The organism is Mesorhizobium sp. M2A.F.Ca.ET.046.03.2.1 (assembly GCF_003952425.1).
In the GTDB taxonomy this organism is placed as follows: Bacteria; Pseudomonadota; Alphaproteobacteria; order Rhizobiales; family Rhizobiaceae; genus Mesorhizobium.
Map to the genome: position 1 here is coordinate 862321 of NZ_CP034449.1, position 21977 is coordinate 884297.

At 64.3% G+C, this 21977-nt stretch carries 17 protein-coding genes; 4 read left to right on the forward strand and 13 right to left on the reverse strand.

The window, feature by feature from the left end; translation table 11 throughout:
* Window position 1 precedes the first annotated feature (1 nt).
* Genes EJ072_RS04220 through EJ072_RS04235 form a run of 4 tightly spaced genes read right to left on the reverse strand, consistent with a single transcriptional unit; the run spans window position 2 to window position 4147 of the window.
* Window positions 2-1081 carry an AAA family ATPase gene (locus EJ072_RS04220; protein WP_126078697.1) on the reverse strand — a complete coding sequence of 360 codons (1080 nt, stop codon included), beginning with the start codon at window positions 1079-1081 and terminating at the stop codon, window positions 2-4.
* 19 nt (window positions 1082-1100) lie between these two features.
* On the reverse strand, window positions 1101-2534 hold the full coding sequence (locus EJ072_RS04225) for a DUF5691 domain-containing protein (protein WP_126078698.1): 1434 nt from the start codon (window positions 2532-2534) through the stop codon (window positions 1101-1103).
* Window positions 2531-3931, reverse strand: a complete 1401-nt coding sequence (locus EJ072_RS04230) for an SWIM zinc finger family protein (RefSeq protein ID WP_126078699.1) — start codon at window positions 3929-3931, stop codon at window positions 2531-2533. Before EJ072_RS04230 ends, EJ072_RS04225 begins: the two co-directional genes overlap by 4 nt.
* 12 nt (window positions 3932-3943) lie before the next feature.
* The gene (locus tag EJ072_RS04235) at window positions 3944-4147 is read right to left on the reverse strand and encodes a hypothetical protein (protein WP_126078700.1); all 204 of its coding nucleotides are present in this window, start codon (window positions 4145-4147) and stop codon (window positions 3944-3946) included.
* Window positions 4148-4471: 324 nt separating this feature from the next.
* On the opposite strand from EJ072_RS04235, the gene EJ072_RS04240 reads away from it, so the two are divergent.
* The gene (locus EJ072_RS04240; protein WP_126078701.1) at window positions 4472-7876 is read left to right on the forward strand and encodes an acyl-[ACP]--phospholipid O-acyltransferase; all 3405 of its coding nucleotides are present in this window, start codon (window positions 4472-4474) and stop codon (window positions 7874-7876) included.
* An 80-nt stretch (window positions 7877-7956) separates the two neighbouring features.
* On the opposite strand, the gene EJ072_RS04245 is transcribed toward EJ072_RS04240, so the two are convergent.
* Window positions 7957-8682 (reverse strand): SDR family oxidoreductase, encoded by a 726-nt coding sequence (locus tag EJ072_RS04245; protein WP_126078702.1) that lies wholly within the window; start codon window positions 8680-8682, stop codon window positions 7957-7959.
* A 149-nt stretch (window positions 8683-8831) separates the two neighbouring features.
* Here EJ072_RS04245 and EJ072_RS04250 point away from each other — a divergent pair, with 149 nt between their 5' ends.
* A complete protein-coding gene (locus EJ072_RS04250) occupies window positions 8832-9728 on the forward strand; it encodes an AraC family transcriptional regulator (RefSeq protein WP_126078703.1) in 897 nt (298 codons plus the stop codon).
* 184 nt (window positions 9729-9912) lie between these two features.
* On the opposite strand, the gene EJ072_RS04255 is transcribed toward EJ072_RS04250, so the two are convergent.
* Window positions 9913-11886 (reverse strand): EAL domain-containing protein, encoded by a 1974-nt coding sequence (locus EJ072_RS04255; protein ID WP_126078704.1) that lies wholly within the window; start codon window positions 11884-11886, stop codon window positions 9913-9915.
* 315 nt (window positions 11887-12201) lie between these two features.
* Between EJ072_RS04255 and EJ072_RS04260 the strand changes: the two genes are divergently transcribed.
* Window positions 12202-13236, forward strand: coding sequence for a class I SAM-dependent methyltransferase (locus EJ072_RS04260; RefSeq protein ID WP_126078705.1), 1035 nt, complete (start codon window positions 12202-12204; stop codon window positions 13234-13236).
* Window positions 13237-13310: 74 nt separating this feature from the next.
* Here the strand turns inward: EJ072_RS04260 and EJ072_RS04265 are convergent, their stop codons facing one another.
* The gene (locus tag EJ072_RS04265) at window positions 13311-14297 is read right to left on the reverse strand and encodes a zinc-dependent alcohol dehydrogenase family protein (RefSeq protein WP_126078706.1); all 987 of its coding nucleotides are present in this window, start codon (window positions 14295-14297) and stop codon (window positions 13311-13313) included.
* Between the two features lie 101 nt (window positions 14298-14398).
* Between EJ072_RS04265 and EJ072_RS04270 the strand changes: the two genes are divergently transcribed.
* Window positions 14399-15301 carry a LysR family transcriptional regulator gene (locus EJ072_RS04270; protein ID WP_126078707.1) on the forward strand — a complete coding sequence of 301 codons (903 nt, stop codon included), beginning with the start codon at window positions 14399-14401 and terminating at the stop codon, window positions 15299-15301.
* Between the two features lie 362 nt (window positions 15302-15663).
* Here the strand turns inward: EJ072_RS04270 and EJ072_RS04275 are convergent, their stop codons facing one another.
* From EJ072_RS04275 to EJ072_RS04300, 6 genes are all read right to left on the reverse strand, one after another.
* Window positions 15664-16683, reverse strand: coding sequence for an isopenicillin N synthase family oxygenase (locus EJ072_RS04275; RefSeq protein WP_126078708.1), 1020 nt, complete (start codon window positions 16681-16683; stop codon window positions 15664-15666).
* Window positions 16684-16847: 164 nt separating this feature from the next.
* On the reverse strand, window positions 16848-17504 hold the full coding sequence (locus EJ072_RS04280; protein ID WP_126078709.1) for a methionine ABC transporter permease: 657 nt from the start codon (window positions 17502-17504) through the stop codon (window positions 16848-16850).
* On the reverse strand, window positions 17485-18576 hold the full coding sequence (locus EJ072_RS04285; RefSeq protein ID WP_126078710.1) for a methionine ABC transporter ATP-binding protein: 1092 nt from the start codon (window positions 18574-18576) through the stop codon (window positions 17485-17487). The genes EJ072_RS04280 and EJ072_RS04285 overlap by 20 nt, the downstream gene beginning before the upstream one ends.
* A gap of 83 nt (window positions 18577-18659) precedes the next feature.
* Complete coding sequence (locus EJ072_RS04290; RefSeq protein ID WP_126078711.1) at window positions 18660-19511, reverse strand: MetQ/NlpA family lipoprotein; 852 nt, start codon at window positions 19509-19511, stop codon at window positions 18660-18662.
* Window positions 19512-19824: 313 nt separating this feature from the next.
* Window positions 19825-20622, reverse strand: coding sequence for an amino acid racemase (locus tag EJ072_RS04295; RefSeq protein WP_126078712.1), 798 nt, complete (start codon window positions 20620-20622; stop codon window positions 19825-19827).
* Window positions 20619-21956 carry a cation:dicarboxylase symporter family transporter gene (locus EJ072_RS04300; protein ID WP_245467180.1) on the reverse strand — a complete coding sequence of 446 codons (1338 nt, stop codon included), beginning with the start codon at window positions 21954-21956 and terminating at the stop codon, window positions 20619-20621. The genes EJ072_RS04295 and EJ072_RS04300 overlap by 4 nt, the downstream gene beginning before the upstream one ends.
* Between the last annotated feature and the right edge of the window lie 21 nt (window positions 21957-21977).

Consider the following 21977-nt stretch of genomic DNA (forward strand, 5'->3'; position numbering starts at 1 on the left):
TTCAGATGGCCGCGTTGAGCGCCGCATAATAGCCGGCATAGTCCGGCCGCTTCTTCAGCACCGTCTCCAGATATTCCTCCAGCACCACCTTGTCCTGCACCGGGTCCTTGACGATGGCGCCGACCAGGCTCGGCGCCAGGCCTTCGGCATGCAGCTTGCCGTCATCGAACCATGCCGCCTGGCTGAGCCCGCTGACCATGGTGGCGATCGCCTCGGCGGTGGAGAGCGAGCCCGACGGCGTCTTCAGCGTCACCTTGCCGTCGGCGGTTGCGCCCGAGCGCAGCTCGCGGAAAATGGTGAGCACTCGCGCAATCTCCTCGCCGACATTCTTCGGCACCGGCAGCTCCAGCCCGCCGGCCATCTCGCCGACGCGACGGGAGACGATCGAGACTTCCTCCGCCATATCGTCCGGCAAAGGCAACACCACGACGTTGAAGCGGCGCTTCAGCGCCGAGGAGAACTCGTTGACGCCTTTGTCGCGGTTGTTGGCGGTGGCGATGATGTTGAAGCCACGCTGGGCATAGATCGAGGTGTTCAGCTCCGGCACCGGCATCATCTTTTCCGACAGCACGGTGATCAGCGTGTCCTGCACGTCGGAGCCCATGCGCGTCAGCTCTTCCAGCCGGCAGAGCTTGCCGTCCTGCATGGCGCGATAGAGCGGCGTCGGCACCAGCGCTTCCTGGCTCGGCCCTTTTGCCAGGAGCTGGGCATAGTTCCAGCCATAGCGGATCTGGTTCTCGTCGGTGCCGGCAGTGCATTGCACGACCAGCGTCGAGTTGCCCATGATGGCGCCGGCGAGATGTTCCGAGACCCAGGATTTTGCCGTTCCGGGAACGCCGAGCAGAAGCAGCGCGCGGTCGGTCGCGAGCGTGGCGACCGCCGTTTCCATCAATTGCCGGCGGCCGACATATTTCGGCGAAATCACCGTGCCGTCGCTCGCCTTGCCGCCCATCAGATAGGTGAGCACGGCTTTCGGCGACAGGCTCCAGCCGGCAGGCTTTTGCCGGTCGTCGCCGCGCGCCAGCGCCTGCAGTTCGGCGGCGTAGACCTGTTCGGCCGGAAGGCGGATGGCTGCGTTCATGCGATCTTCTCCGGGTTGATCATCTGGTTGGATTTCCGCCCAGCGCCGCGTTGAGGCGCAACAGGCTAAGCGATGGGGATGCAGGCGGCAGCCCGGCGGCGACGACCTCGCTGATCAATTTTTCGGCCGTCGCCGGACTGGCCAGAAAGCCTATGGCTTCGAGATACTGCTCGGCGTTTCGTTTCACGACGTCGTTGTCGCCCGAGACGGCGGATCGCAACGCGGAAAGCGTCTTGCCCTTTGCAAGGTCGCCCCACTCCAGCCAGCCTGCCTCAGCGCCTTCGACCATGTTGAGCGCGGCCAGATTTTGCGCGTCGTTCAGGATCTGCCTAATCAGGACACGCTTCCTGCCGCTGTCCAAACGCGCCGTGAGTTGGAGGCCGAGAATCGCCAGCCTGCCGCCGGCTGCGGCAAGCAGATCCGCCAGAGAGGCCACCGCCGCGTCGCCGCCGGACGCCGCGACCATTCGAACCAGAAAGAGATCGGCGCCGTCATCGACACCAAACTGCCATGCGCCGATGAAATCGCTCTCCGTCTTGCCGAAGTGGCCGACGAGATCGCCGAAGTAACAGGTGGCGAACAAGTCGGCGCGACGTGCTTGCTGCGCCTGTGACTTGGGTTTTATCGGCGCGTAGGTGGAGCGGCGGCGGATGAAACCGGATTTGCCTTCCTCGATGAAAGCGGATAGCTCGATCGCCGGATCTTCGGTTTGGCCTTCAGTGATGCTACGTTCTCCCAGTCTTGCCAGGAGTCGGCCGGCCATTTCGCGCACCTTTCCTGAGCGATCGGCGGACAGGCTCTTCAGAAATGGCACATCATCGGCACCAAGGCCGAAGCGCATGAGTTCGATGAGCGCAAGCCTGACCTCGGCGGGCTCGCTCGCTCCCTTGGTCTCGATAAGGGCCCGCGCCAAGGCGGGTGCGGAGCGCCGCAAATCGATCAGTGCGCTACGGCGCGCGGCGGGATAGAAATCATCCCAGGTTTCCGCCGTCAGATGCTCGCGGCGGAGCTGTTTTTCGCCATCCGCGCCCGCCTGCCAGTCGACCCAGGGAGCGTAGACCTCCGGACCATTCTGATCCGACGCAGCCGGCATCCAGTCCATCGGATGGGTGACGAAGCCACGGCTGGCGACGAGCGTGGCCACGCGGGTCTTGAGCCTTGCATCGGCCGCATATTTCAATGCGGCACGCAGCAACGGCCGCAGGCGTTCAGGCAGCATCGGCAAGGCCAGCACCGGCAGCGGCGGGCGCCGCTTCAAGCTCTTCGGCGCCGCGGGGCGGAGCGCGACATCCAGTGCCTGCCCGGCGATGGCCAACAGCCGCCGCTCCTGCTCGTCCGGGCTGAAAGCGGTGGCTACCTCTTTCCACTCGACCGGGGCGAATTCGAACATGGCGCCGCCGGAAATCCAGCCGTCGCGCAACCGCGCCAGCCCTGCTTGGTCGAGTTCGTTCATGACAGATCGAGCCTCCCGATGCTGCTTTGCGAGGCCAGCAGCTCGAGCCTGGCGCCATTCCAGAGCGCCGCCGTCGCCGCGAGATCGATGCCGAGCAAGGTCTGGTGGACGGACCCGGCGACAGGCAAGGCGATGCCGTGCGGATCGTTTGCCGCCTGCCACCAGGCGCCGTCCTTTTCGTCCAACGCGATCGCGCCGGCGGGCAGGATGATGGGGCAGTCCGACAGCCATGGGGCGCCGTCCTGGAAGGCGGCGTAGGCGGCCAGCGGATCGCCGGCTGCATCCGGGACGAATGTCGGCCACGCGCCGGGCGCCACGTCGCCCAGCCGTTCGGCGACCAGCGCCCGCAGCGGATTGCGCGACGGATAGAACACCAGCCTCGCTCTGAAGCGGTCGCCCGCCGCGAAGGCGCCGGAGCGCCGTCCGGCGGAAGCCGGGAAGAAATCGAGCAGCACCGCAAATCGCGGCGTCGTGCTTTTCAGGTCGAGCAGCCAGGTCGCGTGACTGACGAGGCCGTCGCGGCGGGTCTCGATCTTTTCGCCAAGCACCTCCCAGTCGCTCTCGACCTGAACGGCATCGGGGTTGGCGAGGATCTGGTCGCGCGTCTCCGATGCCGAGACCAGGCGTTTCAGCTCGGCATCATCGGGTGCCGCGCGCCAGGCCTTGGCAAGCAGCACCAGCTTGCCCAGCTCGCGGATCGCGGCGTCCGGCCGCTCCTCGCCGCGCAGCGCCATCAGCTTCGCGGGCAATTCGTCAATGCGCCCGGCGAGCGCCGTCGCCTTCAGGTCGACCAGCCGTGCGGCGATGCGGCGGCAGCGCTCGCTCGAGGCATCGACAAAGCCGGCCAGGCCGAGCCGCAACTGGTCGGCGATCCACTGGTCGAGCTCGTCGAGCGCGGCCGAGACCGCGCTGCGCGTGTCCTCCGCCCGCCTACGCTGCGCCGCCTCGCGGCGTTCGGCCGCAGCGGCGTCCTCAACAGGAGGTGCCTCTTCCGGCCGCGATGCTTCGTCTATGCTTTTGCCTTCCGCGCGAGCTGGCGCTTGGGTTGGCGGCTGCCCTGGCTTGCGGCGCCGGCCGAGCCAGTCGTTCACCCAATCGGGCGTCTGGTCGACGCGGGTGAAGCTGTCGGGTGCCGTGGCGCCGATCCAGGCCAGCGCCAGAATGTGCTTGCACGGAAATTTCCGCGACGGGCAGGTGCATTTGTAGCCGTGGTCGGAGGTGTCGAACGCGACCCGGTAGGGGTTGGAGCCCGAGCCCTGGCATTCGCCCCAGATCAGCGGCAGCTGTTCATGCGCTTCAAGCCTGGGCCAGTTCGATCGCTTGGTCAGCTTGGCGGCTGCGCCAAGCGAGGCCTGATCGGGGGCCAAAGCCTCGACTGTTTTCAAATCCAGCTGCAAGCCGCGCGCCTCTCACCACCCCGAAGCATGACTTCGCGACGATTGATAGCCGTTTGCGGCCGGCTGGTGTAGCTCCATTCGCCGGAAAATCGAGAGCTTGTCTAACGTTCCGTTGTTCTCCTGAAGGCCCGGTCGCGCGAAGCTCGCATCCAGCATGTCGTCATTCAACAGTTCGATCCGTGAACGCTGTTCATTTTGCTCTTGAACGTCGTTCAAGATGTGCTATGCTGCGATTATGAACAATGTTCATTGGATTGTATCCGGCCTGAAACAGGCCGTCTCCGATCCGGCCTAATGCTGAAACGAAAGGATCATATCGATGCTCGCAGACAACCAAGCCCGCAAGCAGTCGAGTGGCTGGAAGGCCTGGAAGCCGATCATGGACGACAGATTCCATGCGCCAAGACCAAGAAACAAATGGATCGGATTGAACCGCAGTAACGAAGTTTAACCTCTTCCTGATACAACGAGGCTCAAACCGCGCAAGTGTCCGCTCAGTCCAATCGGATTGCCAGCCAGACTTGCCCAATGGAAATTGCCATGAACACCCATCTGATGATGTCGCGGCGCTTCGCGCCTCTCTTCTGGACGCAATTCCTCTCGGCCTTCAACGACAATTTCCTGAAGAACACGCTGGTGTTCCTCATTCTGTTCACGCTGGCGAAGGATCAGGCCGCGTCCCTGGTGACGCTGGCCGGCGCTGTCTTCATGGCGCCCTTCCTCTTGCTTTCGGCGCTTGGCGGCGAGATCGCAGACCGCTTCGACAAGGCGCTGATCGCGCGGCGGCTGAAATTCACCGAGATCGCCGCGGCCGCCGTCGCCGTCGTCGGCATCGCGCTGTCATCGATCCCGGTGCTGATGACGGCGCTCTTGATGTTCGGCATCATCTCGGCGCTGTTCGGGCCGATCAAATACGGCATCCTGCCGGACCATCTCGAGCGCAAGGAACTGCCAAAGGCCAATGCCTGGATCGAGTCGGCCACTTTCGCCGCGATCCTCGGCGGCACGATTGCCGGCGGCGTCGTTTCAGCCGACGGCATCGGCGTTGCGGTGTTCGGGCCGATCATGATGGCCTTGGCCGCCGGCTGCTGGTTCGTCAGCCGCTACATCCCGTCCACCGGTTCGGCTGCTCCCAACCTCACCATCGACTGGAACATCTTGCGCTCGACCTGGCGGCAGGTCGCCGACCTGCGCACCGATACGCGCATCTGGCGCGCCGGCCTGATGACCTCCTGGTTCTGGCTGGTCGGCGCCATCGTGCTCTCGATCCTGCCGGCGATGATCAAGGATTCACTCGGCGGCAATGAGATCGCCGTCACCGCCTATCTCGCGGTGTTCGCCGTCTCGATTGCCATCGGATCGGCTATCGCAGCCTGGATGTCGCAAGGCCGCATGGTGCTTTTGCCCGCGCCGGTCGGCACCGCGCTGATGGCGCTGTTCGGGCTGCACCTGGCCTGGACCATCGGCAGCATGCAGCCCTCGCCCCAGGCCGAGACGCTTGCCACCTTCTTCGCCGGCCCCAACACCATCCGTGTGGCCATCGACCTCGCCGGCATGGCCATTGCCGCCGCCTTCCTCGTCGTGCCGACCTTCGCCGCCGTGCAGGCCTGGTCGCCGGAGGCGCGCCGCGCCCGAGTCGTTGCCGCGGTCAGCATCGTCAATGCCGGCTTCATGACGGTCGGCGGCATCCTTGTCGCCGCGATCCAGGCGGCAGGCGTCTCGATCGCGGGCATCCTGTTCGGCCTCGTCGTCGCCAACGCGATTGCCGCCTGGCTGATGCTGAAATTCCTGCCGACCAATCCCTTCCGCGATTTCGTCTCGATCCTGTTCCGCGCCTTCCTGCGGCTGGAGGTCGAGGGGCTGGACAATCTCAAGGCGGCCGGCAAGGCGCCGATCCTGGCGCTCAACCATGTCAGCTTCCTCGACGGTCCGCTGGCGCTGACGCTGACCGACGAGGAGCCGGTCTTCGCCATCGACTACACGATCGCCCAGGCCTGGTGGATGAAGCCCTTCATGAAGCTCGCCCGCGCGCTGCCGCTCAATCCGGCGAAGCCGATGTCGACCCGCACGCTGATCAAGATCGTGCAGGGCGGCGATCCGCTGGTCATCTTCCCGGAGGGCCGCATCACCGTCACCGGCGGCCTGATGAAGGTCTATGACGGCGCCGCCATGGTCGCCGACAAGACCGGCTCGATGGTGGTGCCGGTGCGCATCGAGGGCCTGGAGAAGAGCTACTTCTCGCGGCTGACCTCGCAGCATGTGCGGCATCGCCTGTTCCCGAAGGTCAAGGTGACCATCCTGGAGCCGGTGAAGCTCGAAGTCCCCCAGGAGTTGAAGGGGCGCCAGCGCCGGGCCGCGGCTGGCTCCGCGCTCTACCAGGTGATGTCGGACCTCGTCTTCCGCACCCAGAATATCGACAAGACAGTGCTTCAGAAGATCATCGAGACGGCCCATGAGCGCGGCATGAAGGAACTCGCCGTGCAGGATCCGGTCACCGGCTCGCTGAGCTACGGCAAGCTGCTCACCGCCGCCGCGGTGCTCGGCGAGAAGTTCGAGCATCTCTATGCGGGACAAGAGACGCTGGGCATCATGCTGCCCAACGCCAACGGCTCATGCGCGACGCTGCTCGGCGTCATGTCGGCCGGCAAGGTGCCGGCGATGATCAACTTCACCGCGGGTGCGGCCAACATCCTATCGGCCTGCAAGGCGGCCGAGGTGAAGACCGTGCTCACCTCCCGTGCCTTCGTCGAGCAGGCCAAGCTCGGGCCAGTGATAGAGGAGATCGGCCGCTCGGTCGACATCGTCTGGCTCGACGACCTGCGCGCCACGATCGGCCTGAAGGACAAGCTGCTCGGCCTGTTGCGCAAGACGACGCCGCGGGTGGCGCGCAAGGCGGACGATCCGGCCGCGATCCTGTTCACCTCGGGCTCGGAGGGCACGCCAAAGGGCGTGGTGCTGACCCACCGCAACATCCTGGCCAACGCCGCCCAGGCGGCCTCGCGCATCGACTTCCACTCGGGCGACAAAGTGTTCAACGTGCTGCCGATCTTCCATTCCTTCGGCATGACGGCGGGAACGGTGCTGCCCTTGATCTCGGGCGTGCCGGTCTATTTCTACCCCTCGCCGCTGCACTACCGCATCGTGCCGGAACTGATCTACGGGTCGAACGCGACGATCATCTTCGGCACCGATACGTTCCTCGCCGGCTATGCGCGCACCGCGCACCCCTACGATTTCCGCTCGGTGCGCTATTGCTTCGCCGGCGCCGAGCCGGTCAAGGCCGCGACGCGCACCACCTATATGGAGAAGTTCGGCCTGCGCATTCTCGAGGGCTACGGCGTGACGGAAGCAGCCCCGGTGATCGCCATCAACACGCCGATGTACAACAAGTCGGGCAGCGTCGGAAAAATCATGCCCGGCATGGAGTATCGCCTGGACCCGGTGCCCGGCGTCGACGAGGGCGGCCGGCTCTTCGTGCGCGGCCCGAACGTCATGGCCGGCTATCTGCGCGCCGAAAACCCCGGCGTGATCGAGCCGGTGAAGGACGGCTGGCACGACACCGGCGATGTCGTCACCGTCGACGACGCGGGCTTCATCTCGATCCGCGGCCGCGCCAAGCGCTTCGCCAAGATCGGCGGCGAGATGATCTCGCTGGCCGCGGTCGAGGCGCTGGCCGGCGAGCTCTGGAAAGGTTCGCCGGCGGCCGTCGCGACGGTGCCGGACGCGCGCAAGGGCGAGAAGCTCATCCTGATCACGGAAGCTTCCGGCGCGACCCGCGCGGACTTCCTCGCCTTTGCCAAGGCGCACGGCGCCATGGACCTGATGGTGCCGGCCGAGGTGCGCGTCGTGCCGAAAGTGCCGGTGCTCGGTTCCGGCAAGCTCGACTTCGCCGGCGTGACCCGGATGGTGCGCGGCGAGGAAGAGCTGAAGGTCAAGGCTGCTTGACCTCAAGGGCTGGAGCAGGCCGGCGTTCAGGCCGGCCTGCCCGTCATTCACTGACAACCGGCATCTTGGCAGACGAACGTCTACATATTTGCTGCCGTCGGGCGCACGATCACTTCGTTGACGTCGACGCCGTCGGGCTGTTCGAGGGCGAAGCGGATCGCGCGGGCGATGGCGTCCGGCGTCAGTGATTTCTGCCGCCACTCCTTCAAAGCCGCGGCCACCTGGGGATCGCTGATGTCGTCGCCCAGTTCGGTCGCGGTCACGCCGGGCGAGATGATCGTGGCGCGGATATCGTCATGCTCCTGGCGCAGGCCTTCGGTGATCGCCCATACCGCATATTTGGTGCCGCAGTAGACCGCTGCGGTGGGCAGCACGAGATGCGCGCCGACGGACGCCACGTTGACTACGTGCCCGTTCTTCTGCGCGACGAAGCGCGGCAGCACCGACGCGATCCCGTTCAGCACGCCGAAGATGTTGACGTTGATCATGCGCGCCCACTCATCGCGCTTCAGCGCGGCAAGCGGCGACAGCGGCATAACGCCGGCATTGTTGACCAGCGCATCGATCCGTCCAAATTCGGCGTGCGCGGCATCGGCGAACGCATCGAAGCTCTCGGCCTTCGCTACGTCGAGCTCGCGCCAGGCGACGCGTTCACCGATTTCCTCGGCCAGCGCCTTCAGACGCGCGCCGCGTCGGGCGCCGATAAACAGCCTGGCGCCCGCCGAGGCGAGCTCGCGAACCGTGGCTTCGCCGATGCCGCTCGAGGCGCCGGTGATCAATACAACCTTGTCTTTCAGTCCCGTCATGATCGTTTCCTTTTCGCTTGCGGTGACGGGTCGAAAAATGGTGGCGCGAAGGCGGAGAGCGGTAGCGTGATCGTCCAAAGAGTTTGCACGATCCTCCAAATAAGCCGACCAAGCCTTGCAACATTGCGCGCGATGCAGATTTATGCGGCATGAACAAAATTGCCGACCTGGCTCAGCTGATCTCGCGGTTCGCACCGGTTTCCGACATGTCCGGCACCGCTGTGCCCCGGCTGTCGCTCATTCGCGCCGACCATCCCAGCGCGCCGGTGCCGGCCGTCTATGAAGCTTCGCTTTGCATAATCGCCCAAGGGTCGAAGCGCGTCTCGCTGGCCGGCCAGAGCGTGGTCTATGATGCATCGAGCTATCTTCTTGTTTCGGTCGACCTGCCTCTGGTCGGCCATGTTCTCGAGGCCAGTCCGGCCGCGCCATATCTTTGCTGCAAGATCGACTTCGACCCCGCGGCACTTGCCGACCTGCTTGTGACCGAGCAGCGGGTTTCTTCCGAGAAGGACTTGCCCGTGCTTGCCGTCTATCCAAGCGATCCTGACCTGATCGATGCCGCATGCCGATTGGTGAAGCTGCTCGATCGCCCCGAAACCATCGATGTCCTGGCCCCGCTCGTGGAGCGCGAAATCCTCTACCGTCTGCTCACCGGTCCGCACGGCGCAACGCTTCGCCAAATGGGAACCGTCGACAGCCACCTGAACCAGGTGAGCCGCGCCATCGCCACGATACGCACCGGCTTCCACACGCAGTTGCGGATCGACGAGATTGCCGCCGCCTCAGGCATGAGCGCGTCGTCGCTTCACGCCCACTTCAAGGCGATCACACGTATGACCCCGCTCGAGTATCAAAAGCAGCTACGCCTGCAGGAAGCGCGAAGGCTGATGCTGGCCGACGGGGCCAACGCCGGCACCGCCGGTTTCGCGGTCGGCTACGACAGCCCGTCCCAGTTCAGTCGCGAATATCGGCGCCTGTTCGGCGCCCCGCCCCGTCAGGACATCGAGCGCCTTCAGGCTATACCCGGCTCGGCCGCGGCCTATTAACCCTTTTGCTGAGCGGGGCCGCAGCCTGCAAACAGGTAAGCGCGCCTCAAACCACGACCACCACCTTGCCGAACTGTTCGGGACAGGACGGCTGGCGGGCAGCAAGTAGGAACTGCTCCCCAGTCCGCGCCTCAGACTCGATCTCGGAAATGCCTTTACCTGCAGTTTCGATTCGAATGCCGTATCATGCCGACTTCAGCACCGTGAACGGGCGCTTCCGCACCTGCTGCTTTGCCTGGAAGCTTGCGGCGGGCATCGGGCGGCCGACGTGGTAGCCCTGGACCTTGTCGATGCCGAATTCGCGCATCAGGGCCATTTGCTCGTCGGTCTCCACGCCTTCGACCAGGATCTTGTGGCCGCGGTTGCGGACCAGCGCGATGATGTCCTGGAGCATGGCCATGCCCTTGGGCGTGCCGCAGTCATGCAGGAACGAGCGGTCGATCTTGACCGTGTCGAAATCGATCAGGCGCAGCCATGACAGGCCGGCGAAGCCCGTGCCGAAATCGTCGAGCCAGATCTTGATGCCCAGGAGCTTCAGGTCGCTGATGCAGCGCAGGATGTCGGAGTCCATCTCCAACTCGCGCCCCTCGGTGATCTCGAAGGCAAGCCTGCTGCCGGCCACGCCGGTTTCGCCGAGGATGCCGGCGACGGACGTCGCGAAGCCGGGCGTCTTGAGCTGGATCGGCGACACGTTGACACTGACCACGCGGACGTCGTCATGCGCAAGGACGTCGGTGCACACCGTCCTTATCGCCCAGCGGCCGAGCTCCAGGATGGCGCCGGTGCGTTCGGCCACCGGAATGAACAGGCTCGGCGGAACCAGTATGCCGTCGAGCATCTTGAGGCGCATCAGCGCCTCGACGGCCTCGACCCGGCCCGAGGCTATTTCCTGGATCGGCTGATAGACCAGGGAGACGAGATTCCTGTCGATTGCGATCTTGAGCAAGGCCGCGATGTTCTCACTCTCGTCGCTGCTCTGCGGATCGGTCGGGTCGAACAGGCGCGCGCAATTGCGGCCGCCGGCTTTCGCCAGGTACAGCGCGCGATCGGCCTCGTGGATGATCTTCTCCAACTTGGCGCCGGCCTGCGTCCTGGTGAAGGCGGCGCCGACGCTCACCGTCACGATCGAGGTGCCGTCGCGCCGCAGCTCGTGCGTCAGCGCCAGATCCTCCACCGTGCGGCAAATGGCTTCCGAGAGATCGGCGACCTGTTGCTTGTCGTTCATGCGGGCGAGCACGATGAATTCCTCGCCGCCATAGCGCCCGATCGAGCCGTTGTGTCGCGTGACCAGCTCGCCCAGCGCGTTGGCGACATGGATCAGGCAACGGTCGCCCTCCTGGTGGCCATAGCAGTCGTTGAACTTCTTGAAGAAATCCACGTCGATGAGGATCGCCGCGAAACGGTTGCCGAGCTTTTGCCAGTCGCTCCAGTATTCGCGCAGCTTCTCGTCGATCGCGCGGCGGTTCTCCAGGCCCGTCAGCGGATCCGTCCGCGATAGTCTCAGCAAGGCCTTGCCGCGCTCCGTCGCCTCCTTGTGCTGGATCTTGGCTTCGAGCGCGTTGAGGAAGACGTTGTAGCGCTCCTCGTTCAGCTTCCAGTTCACATAGGAGGTGAAAGTGAAGCACGAGACGTAGAAGGTTCCGAACACCATTTTGTACGTCAGCGAAGCAGGCACAAAATAATTCACCACGTACAGAATGCACAGGATTATGGTCGACGTGATGATCGAAACCTTGAAGCTGAATGTGAAAAAGAGGTTGGCGCTCATCATGAAGATCGTGCCGAACACCATGTAGTAGGCGACGGTTTCCCGGTCGGCTCCCCAGGATGTAGGCCACAGCCAGCCGATATAGCCAAAGATGATTGCGGCCGCGCAGGTCAAGTCGAGCCATTGCGTGGCAACGCCGCGGCGAAGCTGGCCCTCCAGCGTCAGCAGCGCGGTCAGGCCGACGGCGAAGCGCGCCGTGATCGTGTAGAGCGCCACATCCGGTATCAGCAGCAGATCCGTCGCCGAGAACAGCACATAGATGGCGACGGCCATCCAAAGCCCGGGCCTGGCTTCCCGCCGCCGCTTCGCCTGCGATTCCTCGCGATAAAGGACGCGCAGCTCGTTCGGCCCCGGGCCGGGACGCGGCTCGTAGGGCTCGACATGCGCCATATCGGCCAATCTGGACGCGACGCGTTCGTCCGCAATGACCCCCTGCTCAAAGGGTTTTTGCCTTTCGAACTCTTTTCTCGCTCCTGCCCCCACGCGGGCCCGCTCCTAGGGAAACAACGGTTTGCCGAGCAATAAAATGCCACGGCGGGAGACAAGTTTGCGTTAACTCGAACCCGAATTCCGACCCGCAAAATATCTAATGAAGCGAGATGGTTAGCGGGAAATTAATCATATCATTAAAATGCTAACGACCACCGTTGGCAAATCCGACATTCTACGCAATAAGTTAAATGACTGTTAACCACGGAGTATCCAGTGCAGACCGTTTTTGATGGCAAAAGCCTGATTACTGCCAAGACAATTGCGGCCGGTCTGCATCGAGGGAAGCCTGAGCGCCACGGCGAGGCGTTCGAAGCGGCGCGCGCGGAGCTGGCGCTCATCCTGTTGACGACGCAGCAGCAGATCGAGCTGCGGAAGGATCCCGCCGAGATCGTTCGCCGGCTGCTGTCAGTGCTCAATGCACTGCGTTCCAGGGTCCATCCCGATGTCTGGCAGGCCTTGATACCGGTGGCGCAGAACCATGCGATCCTGCAATATTTCCTCCAGGATCCGCTTACGCACTGGTCCTTCACCAAGCCCAGAGGCTATTCCGGCGACGCGCAGCTGCTCGACTACATCTACTGCGACCCGCATGTGGCCGAGGACGTGGCAAACGCCTCGGAGATCGGCAAAGCGCTCTACAGCCACACCCAGAACGTACCATCATGCGTCGCGGCCCGGGAACGGCGCGACCTGTTGACCCGCTATGTCGACGAGACCGCCGCAATGAACGCCCCGGACACCGAGGTGCTGGCGATCGCGGCCGGCCATCTGCGCGAGGCCAACCGCTCGACCGCGCTTGCCGAGGGCAGGCTGAAGCGGTGGGTCGCGCTCGACCAGGATCCGCAGAGCGTCGGTCTGATCGCGCGCGATTTCCAGGGCACCGCGATCGAGGCCGTGGACGGCTCGGTGCGAACCGTGCTCACCAGAGGACACAAGCTCGGCAAGTTCGACCTGATCTATGCTTCGGGCCTTTACGACTATCTTCAGCACAACGTCGCGGTTAAGCTGACGAAGACGTGCCTGCAGATGCTGAAGCCGAACGGCAGGTTCCTGTTCGCCAACTATGCCGAAGGCACTCCCGACGCCGGCTATCGCGAGACATTCATGGACTGGGTGCTGCTACTGCGCTCGGAAGCCGACATGTGGAACATCATCAATGCCAGCGTCGACCGCAACACCGTCGACGCGCAGGTGTTCTATGGCGAGAACCGCAACGTGCTCTACGCGGTTATCGAAAAGCGCGGCTAGCGACGGTCTCCGTAATTCGAGCGGCATGATCGATCGGGCGCGCCGCTCGATCGGGCGCCGATCCTTTCAGGCCCTCACACAGTCACGACGATCTTGCCGAACTGTTCGCCCGCCTCGAGAAAGCGGTGCGCCTCGGCGATCGCCTCGAACGGAAACGTCCTGGCGATGATCGGCCTCAGCGCGCCCGATGCGAGGCCATCGAGGATGAAGCGCTTGGCTGTTTCCAGCCGGCCGGGATCGCCGGTGATCTCGTGGACAAGGTAGCCGCGCAGGGTCAACGTCTTCGCCAGGACCTCGAACAGCGGGAACGGCGTCGGCTCAGGGCTGAGGCCGCCATATTCGATGAGAATGCCGCCGTGCGCCATCGCGGCCGCAAGAGGCGGGAAGATCGGGCCGCCGACCGGGTCGAGCACGACCCGCACGCCTTGCGGCGCGATCGCTCTCAGCCGCGCCTCGAGATCGTCCTCAGCCAACGCCACCACATGCGCGGCGCCGGCATCGAGCAAAGCCGCCTTCTTGGTCGATGTCCGAGTGACGGCGATCGGCACGGCGCCAATTCCATTGGCGATCTGGATGGCGGCGAGCCCGACGCTGCTCGAAGCGGCGGTGATGACGACGGGCTCGTCACGGCACAGATGGGCGATATCGATCAGCGCGCCATAAGCGGTGAGATATTGCATCCATGTCGCCGCGGCGGCCTCGAACGAAAGCGACGGCGGATGCTTGACGACGAACTCGGCCGGAAAGGTCACAAGCTCGCCATAGGCAGGCCAGCGCGCCATCGATCGCGGCGGGATGATGCTGACCGCATCGCCAGTCGCGAGGCCCTCCACATCGGCGCCGACCGCCTCGACAATACCCGCCGCTTCGAGGCCGAGGCCTGACGGCAGCGACGGCGTTTCGATGTAAGTGCCGTTGCGCATCGAGGCTTCGGCGCGGTTCAGGCCCAATGCCCTGACGCGGATCCGCACCTCGCCAGGACCTGGCGACGGAACCTCTGTTTCCTCGATGCGAAGCACCTCGGGACCGCCGTGACTGTGAAAGCGAACAATCCTTGCCATCCATGCAACTCCAAATCCAATCGATGGAATGGAACTATGCAAGGGCGTGGAGAGCCGATAAATCGCTGCTCAGGCAGAACAGTCGAAACGGCAGGTTTTCAATGGATCGCCTCGAAAGCATGGAAGTGTTCGTGAAAGCCATCGACCTCGGCTCGTTCACGGCCGCCGCGGCGGCTCTTGACCTTTCGGGGCCGATGGTCGGCAAGCATGTCCGCTTCCTTGAGGAGCGGCTCGGCGCACGCCTCATCAACCGCACCACGCGCCGGCAGAGCCTGACCGATTTCGGGCGCGCCTATTATGAGCGCTGCAGGATCGTGCTGGCGGAAGCGCAGGCGGCCGATGCGCTGGCGGCCGACCAATTGTCCGAGCCGCGCGGAAAACTGCGGGTGACGATGCCGGCGCATTTCGGCCGGCACTGCGTCACGCCGATCCTGCTCGCGCTCGCGCGGCGCCATCCAACGCTGGAGCTGGACCTGTCGCTCAGCGACCGCTTCGCCGATCTCGTCGAGGACGGTTTCGACCTTGCGATCCGTACCGGCGCGCTGGATGATCGGGCTGGCATCATCGGGCGCCGAGTCGCGCGCCAGCGCATGGTCGTCTGCGCTTCGCCGTCCTACATCGAGACCTTCGGCAAGCCCACCGATCTTGAGGATATCGCCGCCCATCAGGCGATCGTCTACCGGCGGCTCGGCCATGTGTTGCAGCCATGGCTCTTCCCGCGCGATGACGGTTCCGTCGCAGAGTTCGCGCCGGTCGGTCGATTGCGTCTCGACGATCTCGATGCCATCGCCGACGCGGCGAGCGAAGGCATGGGGCTGGCCTGGCTGCCATACTGGCTGGTGCGTGAGCGTGTCGAAGCAGGCAAGCTCATCCGCGTGCTGCCTGACAAGCCGGACTATCTCTACGATTGCCACGCACTCTGGCTCCAGATGCCGCATCTGCCGTTGAAGGTGCGGCTGGCCATCGACGCGCTGGCGGCGGGATTGCCGAAGCTGACGAGCTAAAGCGCGTCGCGATCCTTCGGATTCGCTCCATGCGCTTTAGGTCTTTGGTTTTTACGCATGTCTTTATCCCGAAACCGGTTCCCACTTTCGGGAGACATGCTCTAGGCCACTTTGGCGCGATCAGTATCGCCTTCGCCTGATCAAGGCATCTCTAAAGCATTTGAAAGAAAAAGGCCGGGCGCGAAAGCAGCCCGGCCAAGCATGAAGGTCATAACCTTCAGAGGGGAACATCGCCCGGCGCAATGGGAGGAAAACACCGAGCGATGCTGCCTATTTGGGGTCTCGGCGGCGTATTTTCCACGAACGAAATTCCAAAAAATACCGAGATCGCGAAAAAATCTCGCTTAATCATTGTGAAGTCGTCAGCCGGCGGCCGATGCTTTTTCCAACAGGTCCGTATAATGGCGCCGCGCTACGTCGGGATGTGACCTCAGCCGGCTTTTCAGCACATTGGTTCCGACGTTGCGAAACAGCGGGTTGTCAGGGTCGCTGGCCGGGCCGCGCGCCTCGGCCGCCAGCTCCTCCGGCAGGCCGAGCAGCGGGATAGTCGCGTCGAGCCGGGCGCTGAAGAAGAACGGCACCGAAATCCGCTCGACGCCGGCGGGCGGGGTGACGACGCGGTGCACGGTTGCCCTGAGATAGCCGTTCGAGGCGAGTTCAAGCAGTTCGCCGATGTTGACGACCAGCGTTCGCGGGATCGGGTCGACATCGACCCAGCTGCCGTCATACTCGACCTGCAACCCCTTGTTCTCGTCCTGCAGCAGAAGGGTGAGGAAGCCGCCATCCTTATGCGCGCCGACGCCCTGGTCGTCGCCGGTCGTGTCGCGGCCGGGATAACGCACGATCTTCATGCGGTGGTTCGGCTCGCCGCGATAGATGGCATCGAAGGCGCCCTCCGGCTGGTCGAGCGACAGCGCGAAGGCCTTGAGCAGCCTGATCGCCACATCGGTCGCCTTGGTCTGCCAGGCAAGCAACGCCGGCTTCAGATCGGGGAGCGCGGCCGGCCACTGGTTCGGGCCCTGCAGCCGCGTCCAGGCCGGTACGCCCGGCCCTTGCGCAATGGTCGCGCGTTCGACGCCGATGTCGAGCTGCTCGCGCCAGTCGGCCTTGCCCCTGGTCAGTTCGCCGCCGGCGCGCGTATAGCCGCGGAACTGCGGCGACTTCACCATTTCGATGGCGAGCTTGTCGGCTTCCGGCAAGGCAAAGAAGCCGCGCGCAGCGCCCAGCACCGCGTCGATCTCCGGCTGGGTGATGCCGTGGCCGCTCAGATAGAAGAACCCGACATCGCGGGCGGCGGTGCGTAGATCAAACAAGAAAGTTCGAAGTTCGGATGGACCCTGCTCCAGGCGGTCGAGATCGAGCACCGGAATTATTCTTGGCATGGTCAGGCTCCTGTTGGCGGCAACTCTTTGTTTTAGCTCCCCATCGCACGATGACATGCGTGTCATTGCCGGTGAAGAAACACACCGACCAATCTCATTGCAAACGCAGCATACCGGCGCTCAATTCCCGGCTTTTGCGGCAAATTGCGTTCGGATGCCGCACATCATCCACGATGATCCAGATGAGCGACCAGCCGGTCGCCGATCCACTGGATGCCGCAGACCAGCACGATGAGCACGATGACCACGGCGACCATGACGCTGGTTTCGAAGCGCTGATAGCCGTAGCGGATGGCGAGATCGCCGAGACCGCCGGCGCCGATGGCGCCGGCCATGGCCGAGGCGCCGACCAGCGTCACCAGTGTCACGGTAAAGCCGGCGACGATGCCCGGCAGCGCCTCCGGCACCAGCACCTCGCGGATAATCGTCCAGCGGTTGCCGCCCATGGCGCGCGCCGCCTCGATCAGCCCGTGGTCCACTTCGCGCAGCGACACTTCGGCAATACGCGCGCAATAGGGCGTCGCCGCGATCGACAGCGGCACGATCGCCGCCCAGGTGCCGATCGAGGTGCCGACGATCAGCCGCGTCACCGGGATCAGAGCCACCAGCAGGATGATGAACGGCACCGAACGGAAGCCATTGATAACGGCACCGAGGAGGCGGTTGATCCAAAGACTTTCGGCAATGCCGCCCCGATCGGTGGCGACCAGAGCGAGGCCGAGCGGCAGGCCGAAGACAAGCGAGATCAGACCGGACGCGCCGGTCATCAGCACCGTCTCCCAGATCGAACGAAGCAGGAGTTCAAACAGGACCGGCGACATGGCCAAGCACCTCCACCCGCGCGCCGCGGTTCTTCAGGAAAGCGATAACCGCCGCCAGATGGGCAGCGTCGGCTCCAGGGAGCGCCACGAACAACGTGCCGACCGGCTGCTGCTGCACATGGTCAATGCCGCCATGCACAAGCCGGAACGCGCCGTGCACGCTGGCGCCAAGCTCGGACAGCAGCGGGCGACGCGCCGCCTCGCCGGCGACGTCGATCCGGAGGATCGTTTCCGCCCCTTCGCCCGGAACCAGCCGGCTGGCAATCTCGGGCGGCAGTTGCGGCCGGATGCCGCCGAGCAGGCTGCGGGTGATCTCCGACTTCGGATCGGCGAAGACCTGCCAGACGGCGCCCTCCTCGACGATCCGGCCGGCATCGATCACCGCCACTCGATCGGCGATGGAGCGGATCACCTCCATCTCATGCGTGATCAGCAGGATGGTGAGGCCGAGCCTGGAATTGATGTCCTTGAGCAGCGCCAGGATCGAGCGCGTAGTTTCCGGATCGAGCGCCGATGTCGCCTCATCCGACAAGAGCAGCGCCGGCCGTGCGGCCAAAGCCCTGGCGATGCCGACGCGCTGCTTCTGGCCGCCCGACAGCGAAGCGGGATAGGCCTTGGCTTTCTCCGACAGGCCGACGAGTTGCAGCAGCTCGGCCGCGCGGGCCACACGCTCGGCGCGCGGGCGTCCTTCGATCTTGAGCGGCAGCGCGACATTGTCCTCGACGGTCTTGGCCGACAAGAGATTGAAATGCTGGAACACCATGCCGATGCGGCGGCGCAGCGGCTGCAACTCGCGCTCGCCGAGGCGGCTGATCTCGCGCCCCTCGATGAAGACCTCGCCGGAATCCGGCCGCTCCAGCCCGTTCAGACAGCGGATCAGCGTCGACTTGCCGGCGCCGCTGCGGCCGATGATGCCGAGGATCTCGCCCTTCTTCACGGTCAGCGAGACGCCGTCGAGCGCCGCCGTCGCGCCGAAGCGGCGCTTCAGATCGACGAGGCGGACAACGTCTTCCCGCCCGGTCGGCTCGACGCGGACCGGGTCGGCAAGTCCGGCGGTGACATGCTGGTTCATCTCTGTTTCCGTTTCAGTGTCACGCAAACGCGACGGCGGCCCGCTCAACAGCGGACCGCCCATTTCTGCCAACCATGCGCCGGTCAATAGGCGCTGATCCCGGTGCCCTTGTAGACCTTGTCGAACTCGGCCTTGACCGTCTCATTCTGGTAGGAGGCGACCAGCGTCTTCACCCAGGGCTCGTTCTCGCTTCCGATCTTGACCGCGATGAAGTTGCGGTAGGGATTGTCGGCCACCGGCTCCTGCGCGATGCGGTTTTCCGGGCCGAGGCCGCTCTTCAGCGCCCAGTCGGTGTTGACGACCGCGGCGTCAAGATCGTCGACCGAGCGGCCGACGATGCCGGCGTCGAGCTCCTTGATCTCGAGCTTCTTCGGGTTGTCGGCAATGTCGGCGGTCGTCGCCAGGATGCCGGTGCCGTCTTTCAGCTTGATCAGGCCCTCATGCTCCAGCACGTGCAGCGCGCGGCCCTCGTTGGACGGGTCGTTGGGCAGGCCGATGACAGCGCCTTCCGGCAGGTCGGCGACCTTGGCGTGCTTCTTCGAATAGAGCCCGATCGGCCAGACGCCGGTATAGCCGACCGGCACGATATGATAGCCTTGCGTCTTGATCTGGTTGTCGAGATAGGGCTTGTGCTGGAAGGCGTTGGCGTCGATCTCGCCCCGCTCCAGCGCCTCGTTGGGCTGGGTGTAATCGTTGAAGACGACTGTCTCGATGGTCAGCCCTTTCTTGGCCGCCTCGGCGGTGACGACGCGCCAGACATCCTCATCCTCGCCGCTGATGATGCCGACCTTGATCGCCTTCTTCTCCTCGGCGAAGGACGACGACGGCGCGTTGAGGCCGATGACGGCCAATGTCGTGGCGAGAAGCGCCGCCAGTCCGGCGCGCCTGGTGATTGACGTAACGAGAGAATTTGAAGCGTTGCCGGGTTCGGACATGATGCGTTCCTTGCAATCCTGAAATCATTTGGGCCTGGCGGGATGCGAAGCCTTGATATCAAGCATCACCAATGCTGCCGGCTCGGGCAAAGAAGCGCATTTCCTCTCGGACGGGAGGCGGAAAATATTCTCTCAAAGATTTTATGACTTGGAGCACATCGGCCGCTGGCAAGCGGATATCGACGGCAAGGCGATGGAAACTTGCGCGTCTAAAGCTCGTCGCGCCGAACCGGATTCTGGCGACGCGGCCTTAAGTCTTTGTTTGATGCATGTCGTTGTCCCAGAACCGCTGCACAGTTCTGGGCGCCATGCATTAGGAAGCCCGCCGTGTGACACGCAAGGACGGCCGGCCGTCTGCCGGCAGCGACGAGACGGTGGGCAGGCCTCGCGCTTCCTGCACAGGGTAGCCCAACCGTTGCAGGCTGGCCCGCGCCAGCGCCGCATTGCTGTCGACGACGACCAGTCCGTTCGTGTCGCCGAGGCTGGCTGCCACGACGGACAGTTCGGTGCAGCCAAGTAGGGCGACATCTGCGCCGGCCATTTGCGCGAGATGAAGCGCGCGCTCGGTCTCGGCCGCGGCTTGCGCGATCGAACCGGCCTTGACGAGCATGATCGCGCTGTCGACGCGTTCCTGAAACTCGGCATCCTGCGGAAGGCAGAGGTCGAAGCCCGCCGCCGCTATCCTGTGCTGATAGAAACCGGAAACCAGGGTGCCCGGGGTTGCGAGGTTCGCCACCCTGCCCCGGTCCAGGCCGCGGCGGATTTCCGCCACCACCGCGTCGCCGATATGGATGATCTCGGCTGACGAGTTCGCCGCCAGCTTGTCGTACCAATGATGGGCGGTGTTGCAGGGCATGGCGATGCAGGCAACGCCGAGCGCGTTGAGCGTCGAGACCGCAGCGGTCAGCGGGGCCAGCGGCCCGTCATGGTTGCTGAGGATCGCTTCGGTCCTGTCGGGCAGCTGCGGCACGCTGAGGATGACGGAAGGCACATGCTCGTTGTCGCGCAGCGCCTCGGTCATCCGCGTCAGCTTGACGTAGAAGTCGGCCGATGCCAGCGGCCCGAGACCGCCGATGATGCCGAGCTGCGGACGGATGGCGTCGTCGATCATCGGGCGGGCTCGGCTTCGAGATCTTGCGCGACGGTTTCAGCGCTCTGCACCGTCTCCCGATGGCTGGGTGCGATCATTGCCGTGCTTGCCGCCACGGTGGAGACGCTGGACAGCGTCATCAGCGTGTCCACGGCCGCGTCCACCGCGACGAACAGGGCGAACGCCGCCTCGAAGGGAAGCTTCAGATAGCCGCAGACGATGGACATCTGCGAGAGGATGAGCAGGCTGCCCATGCCGCCTGTCGTCAGCGCCAGAAGCGCGGAGACGACGCCGACAAGCATGAGGTCCGGGATCGCCAGCTGATGGCCGTAGAGCTGGGCAATGAACAGGGCGCCGGATGTGTAGACCAGCGCCGGCCCGGTCCGCAGCAGCGCCGCCTGCAGCGGCACGAGCAGCTCGACCACCACCAGGTTGAAGCGCAGCCGCTCGCTCAAAAGATTGATGACCCAGGGCAGCGACGCGACGGTGGAGCGCGTCGTGATGGCAACCATCAGAAGCGGCTGAAGGGTCTTGATCGTGGCCCAGTAGCTTCGCCGCGACCTGATGGCGATAATCGCGAACGCGCCGGCGAGGAATGTCAGGCAGGAAAGGCCCATCACCAGCAGATAGCCGCCCATCAGCATCAGCGGCTTGGTGCCGGTCGACGCGGTCTGGTCGGCGATCAGGACGAAGGTTGCGAAGGGCAGTCCCCAGACGAACCAGTTGGTCAGCACCGTGCAGGCCCGATACACCGCGTTGAGCGCCTGTGAGAGGCTCAGCGACGAGGGCTGGGGAATCTTGCCCATCGCCAGCCCGAAAAGCAGGCAGAACAAGAGGACCTGGATGGTCTGGCCCGAGGCCAGCGCGTTGAAAACGTTGTTCGGCACCAGGTCCAGGAAGATCGAATGTCCGCCGTTCGGATCGGCGGTGGGCGGTGGCGGCTGGAACGGGAAGGCGAGATCGGTGGAGACGCTGCCTTGCGAATTGATGAATTCGCCGAGCTCGATGCGCGACTGTGGGTTCTCGATCTGGCCCGGCTTGAGGATCAGCGAATAGGTGCCGCTGACCAGCACGGCGAGAAATGACACGACCAACACGGCTATACCCACCTTACCGAGATAGCGGACCGATTTCGGGTCCTGAACCATGGCTGTGATCGAGAAGATGACGGACGAGACCAGGTAAGGCAGGACGACCATCTTGAGGAAATTCAGGTAGACCTGCGCCACGGGGCTGATCGCATGGGCGAAGGTCGGGTAGTACAGTCCGCACAGAATCCCGGCCAGGATCATGATGATCGTCGTCAACGGCGAGCGCAAGATGCGCTTTGCCGCCAGGCGCCAATCGAGAGGCATGGGTGCGGCTGCATCCGAGAC

Coding starts and splice junctions, on each gene's coding strand:
- EJ072_RS04275 (WP_126078708.1), bottom strand. CDS start 16,683: ATGCCAAGAATAATTCCGGTGCTCGATCTCGACCGCCTGGAGCAGGGT.
- EJ072_RS04250 (WP_126078703.1), top strand. CDS start 8,832: ATGAACAAAATTGCCGACCTGGCTCAGCTGATCTCGCGGTTCGCACCG.
- EJ072_RS04240 (WP_126078701.1), top strand. CDS start 4,472: ATGAACACCCATCTGATGATGTCGCGGCGCTTCGCGCCTCTCTTCTGG.
- EJ072_RS04255 (WP_126078704.1), bottom strand. CDS start 11,886: ATGGCGCATGTCGAGCCCTACGAGCCGCGTCCCGGCCCGGGGCCGAAC.
- EJ072_RS04225 (WP_126078698.1), bottom strand. CDS start 2,534: ATGAACGAACTCGACCAAGCAGGGCTGGCGCGGTTGCGCGACGGCTGG.
- EJ072_RS04300 (WP_245467180.1), bottom strand. CDS start 21,956: ATGCCTCTCGATTGGCGCCTGGCGGCAAAGCGCATCTTGCGCTCGCCG.
- EJ072_RS04285 (WP_126078710.1), bottom strand. CDS start 18,576: ATGAACCAGCATGTCACCGCCGGACTTGCCGACCCGGTCCGCGTCGAG.
- EJ072_RS04270 (WP_126078707.1), top strand. CDS start 14,399: ATGGATCGCCTCGAAAGCATGGAAGTGTTCGTGAAAGCCATCGACCTC.
- EJ072_RS04220 (WP_126078697.1), bottom strand. CDS start 1,081: ATGAACGCAGCCATCCGCCTTCCGGCCGAACAGGTCTACGCCGCCGAA.
- EJ072_RS04290 (WP_126078711.1), bottom strand. CDS start 19,511: ATGTCCGAACCCGGCAACGCTTCAAATTCTCTCGTTACGTCAATCACC.
- EJ072_RS04280 (WP_126078709.1), bottom strand. CDS start 17,504: ATGTCGCCGGTCCTGTTTGAACTCCTGCTTCGTTCGATCTGGGAGACG.
- EJ072_RS04265 (WP_126078706.1), bottom strand. CDS start 14,297: ATGGCAAGGATTGTTCGCTTTCACAGTCACGGCGGTCCCGAGGTGCTT.
- EJ072_RS04245 (WP_126078702.1), bottom strand. CDS start 8,682: ATGACGGGACTGAAAGACAAGGTTGTATTGATCACCGGCGCCTCGAGC.
- EJ072_RS04295 (WP_126078712.1), bottom strand. CDS start 20,622: ATGATCGACGACGCCATCCGTCCGCAGCTCGGCATCATCGGCGGTCTC.